This window comes from Candidatus Thiosymbion oneisti (assembly GCF_900092655.1).
GTDB classification, from domain to species: domain Bacteria; phylum Pseudomonadota; class Gammaproteobacteria; order Chromatiales; family Chromatiaceae; genus Thiosymbion; species Thiosymbion oneisti.
In genome coordinates, this window is record NZ_FLUY01001276.1 from 1 (window position 1) to 3,247 (window position 3,247).

Sequence of the window (3,247 nt, forward strand, 5' to 3'; positions counted from 1 at the left end):
TTAGCCTACCGAGGCGCTTAATCGACGCTGGAGCGTCGGGATTTGCTCCCACGCTGGAGCGTGGGGAGCCAGCCGAATTCGGGACAAACTCCGTACGGTTTCCGGCGTCCACATGCCGGGCATCGGGCGAGCTCCGGAGCGGCGATGATCAACGACGAGGGCCTGACCATGACCCAGGAGCTTGTGATCCGCAACATGACCCGTCCCGAGGTGGACGCGCTCGTCGGCTGGGCCGCCCGCGAGGGCTGGAACCCCGGCCTCAACGACGCCCGGCTTTTCTGGGCTACCGATCCCGACGCCTTCATCGCCGCCGAGCTCGCAGGAGAATTGATCGGCGGTGGCGCCATCACCGCCTACCAGGGTGAATTCGGCTTCATGGGCTTCTTCATCGTCCGGCCCGAGTTTCGCGGCAAGGGGCTCGGCAATACCCTCTGGCACGCCCGCCGCGAGCGTCTGCTCGCACGGCTGCGCCCGGGTGCGAGCATCGGTCTGGATGGCGTCCTCACGATGCAGGACTACTACGCCAAGGGTGGCTTCGTCTTCTCCCATCGCAACCTCCGTTTTCGCGCGGAGATCCCCAAGCGACCAATTACCCCGCGACCGGTTACCCCGACCGTCGGCAACCAAGAGATCGTCCCCTTGGTCGAGGTCCCTTTCGATCAGGTCCTCGATTACGACCGCGCCTGCTTTCCCGCCCCGCGCGCGACCTTCCTGAAGGGGTGGCTATCCCAACCCGGCGCTGCCGCCCTCGGCTGCCGGCGCGCTGGGAACCTGAGCGGATACGGAGTGGTCCGCCGCTGTGGCCAAGGCTACAAGATCGGTCCACTGTTCGCCGACGACGCCCAAGCCGCCCAAGCCCTCTACGCGCACTTGGCCGAGCGTGCCGCCGGCGGCCCCCTGTTCCTCGACGCCCCGGAGAACAACCCTGCCGCGCTCGAGCTGGTACACCGCCACCGGATGGTCGAGGTCTTCGGCTGTGCCCGGATGTATCTGGGTCCGGCCCCGGCTATTGCCCACCGGCGCATCTTCGGCGTCACCACCTTTGAGCTGGGCTGATGACCGAGCGCGACCTCGTCGGCTACGGCGATTGCCCACCCCCTCCACGCTGGCCCGGCGAGGCCCGCGTCGCCGTGCAGTTTGTGCTCAATATCGAGGAAGGCGCGGAGTCGAACATCCTCAATGGCGATGCCCGATCCGAGGCCTGGCTACACGAGTTGCCGGGCCGCCCGCCGCGGATCGGAGAGCGGGACCTCAGCGTCGAAGGGATGTATGAGTACGGTTCGCGTGCAGGCGTGTGGCGTATCCTCGAGCTCTTTCAGGCCCGCGGTCTGCCGCTGACCGTCTTTGCCGTCGGCCTGGCCCTGGCGCTCAACCCACAGATCGCCCATGCCCTGCGTACTGCCGGGCACGAGGTCGCCGGGCATGGTTACCGCTGGCTCGACTACCGCCAGATCCCCGAAGACGAAGAGCGCGCGCACATCCGCCGCACCATCGAGACCATCGAGGGGCTGTGCGGCAAACGCCCCGTGGGTTGGTACACCGGGCGGGTCAGTCACAACACCCGCCGCCTGCTGCGGGAGGAGGGCGGATTTCTCTACGACTCGGACGCCTACAACGACGATCTGCCTTACTGGCTTGCCGGATCATCCCCACCGCATCTCGTGATCCCCTACACCCTGGTCAACAATGACGCCCGGTACTTGTTCCCGAACGGTCTTGCCTGTGGGGACGACTTCTTCCGGCTCTTGCAAGACGCCTTCGACATCCTGTGGCAGGAAGGCGAGCGTTGCCCCAAGATGATGAGCGTCGGGTTGCATGGTCGCATCAGTGGTCATCCAGCCCGGGCGCTGGCACTGGCGCGGTTTCTCGATTATGTGCGGAGCCGAGACCGGACATGGATCTGCCGGCGCGAAGCGATCGCCCGGCATTGGCTGGCCGAGCATCCGGCCTAGTACCCGGTTTCACCGAAAATTTCATGGTAAAACCACTCCCTGTCATCTCGACCGAAGGGAGAGATCTTTCACGCTCGTTCCCACGCTCCAGAGACTGTGAAAGAATTCGTTTTTCCCGGAAGTGGTGGGATGAAGCCACCATATTTCATACTAAATTCTGTCTCATGTGGGATTTAAGAGAAGTATTTTCTCTCGTTCCCACGTGCCGCGTGGGAACGCGGAAGCTCCGCGCCGCGGAGTGTCTCGGAAACTCGCAGCCACTGCTGCATGGGCCTGATGTGCTTGATTTTCATGAGGATTCAGCTCAATTGAGAACGCACCCTAGTACAGCTACTCTCAATTACGGAAGGTGGCTCTTTATGGATTCCGGACTGCTTTGGAGTGCGCCGGCAAAGCGGCGCGGCTGCATCGAACCTCAGTCACGGGGGATACCAGCGGCATTGGCCGGGAATCCGGGCACTGAGGTTCCACCCGCGCCGCGGCGACGGCGCTTTCCCCTGGCCGCAACAGCTTTGTTGGGAACGGATACCTCGCCAAATCCAAAGCGGCGGCAGGATGGTGCCACTTGGCCGCCCCCCCACTTATGCCTGGCGCTGTAGGTTCCGGTAAGCCTCGGGGTCAGGTTGCCGCCGCACTCCAAAAGGTCCGGTGGGACCCTTCCATGATCGTTGGCAGTCCGGAATCCATAAAGAGCCTTTCCTCTTTTTCGCTGACCGGTAACGCTTAGAGGCTGTCTAAAAACTAACCTATTGATTTTCTACCGGCATTGATTTTCGGCTGGCTCCCCAGGCTCCAGCGTGGGAGCAGACCTGGTCCCGACGGAGGAGGGATCCGACGCTCCAGCGTCGATTAAGCGCCTCGGTAGGCTAACCGCCAACGCCGATCAGCACACAGGAGCTGAGTCCGCGGGAGCGGACAAGACGGCGTTTCCACGCTGGAGCGCGTGGCACGGCGGACCCTGTAGTTCAAGTCGCCCGCAGAGGCAGTCCGGGAGCCGGTGCATTTCATCGCCCATGTCCTGACCTACGGCACCCACGAGGATATGCAGACCTTGCGGCAGCAGGTCTCCGACGCGGAGTTGGCCGAGGCGATCCGCGCAACGCCCCGCCGGGGGTGTTCGACGCCCGTTCATGGACCTACTGGAACCTTAAGATCGGGCGGTATCCCGCTCCGCCGCTGCCGGAGCGTAAATGCGGGTGAAATGCATCGATGAAGCCATTGCGGTTGGTTCGGAATCTTCCGTCAGGTAATAGTCCAAAGATGCGGTTCGCCGCCGGGCGCGGGACGCGCCAGGC

At 63.6% G+C, this 3,247-nt stretch carries 2 protein-coding genes; both read left to right on the forward strand.

The genetic code is table 11. The annotated features are described in order from the left end of the window. The first annotated feature begins 144 nt into the window (after positions 1-144). Entirely contained in the window at positions 145-1,056 is a 912-nt protein-coding gene (locus BQ17_RS13295) for a GNAT family N-acetyltransferase (RefSeq protein WP_256091601.1), read from the forward strand. Further along, positions 1,056-1,952: a polysaccharide deacetylase family protein gene (locus BQ17_RS13300; RefSeq protein ID WP_089727834.1), complete on the forward strand. Its 897-nt coding sequence runs from the start codon at positions 1,056-1,058 to the stop codon at positions 1,950-1,952. Before BQ17_RS13295 ends, BQ17_RS13300 begins: the two co-directional genes overlap by 1 nt. Positions 1,953-3,247: the final 1,295 nt, after the last annotated feature.